Source organism: Gluconobacter sp. P1D12_c, from assembly GCF_018812105.1.
Classification (GTDB): Bacteria; Pseudomonadota; Alphaproteobacteria; order Acetobacterales; family Acetobacteraceae; genus Gluconobacter; species Gluconobacter oxydans_A.
Genome location: NZ_JACSIQ010000204.1, coordinates 1 through 578 on the forward strand (window position 1 = coordinate 1; position 578 = coordinate 578).

1 protein-coding gene is annotated in these 578 nt (G+C 52.1%); it reads right to left on the reverse strand.

The annotated features are described in order from the left end of the window. Positions 1 to 73 precede the first annotated feature (73 nt). Positions 74 to 400: a plasmid recombination protein gene (locus KP705_RS16340; protein ID WP_252348427.1), complete on the reverse strand. Its 327-nt coding sequence runs from the start codon at positions 398 to 400 to the stop codon at positions 74 to 76. Between the last annotated feature and the right edge of the window lie 178 nt (positions 401 to 578).

A 578-nucleotide genomic window follows, 5' to 3' on the forward strand; every position in this document is an offset into this window, starting at 1 on the left:
GCGTTACGTCCGCTTCGGGTGCCTGCATCCCTGCTTGTCGCTTGAACCCCAATGCTGGCGGTTCTGTAGGTGTTCACCCTAAGCGTACGTAAAATACACTTTCGTGTCGTGACCCCAAATACGCCTCCTGGTCAGCGTTCCGGTTCTCGAACGCGCCAGGTGAGGACGTGACCAGGTATTCGATGCACTGGACGGCGTTCTTGCGGATCTTCTCAGGTAGCGCCTTCTCGAACGCGATCATGCCCTGTTTGACGTTCTGCGGCCCGATCAGGTCATTGTCTGGCGTTCTCGTGGCGTCAGCGTTTGGCGTATCCTGCTCTCGGTAGGCGTGCTTCATGGACGCCCTGACGGACTTGGGCGATTTGAGTTTCTGAACCCGAAGAATGGCGAATTTTGACATGGTGTTTCAGCCCCCTTTTTTCAAAAGGTGGACTTACTACACAATTTGCAAGCAAATTGTCGTAAGCTGAAGAAGGAAACCCCTTCTTCAGATATATTCAGAAAGCTTCTTTTTTTGTCGGTAATGGCACATTTGGCTGACCGACAAACCATTCGTAGAGTGAAGGATCACTCGGAAG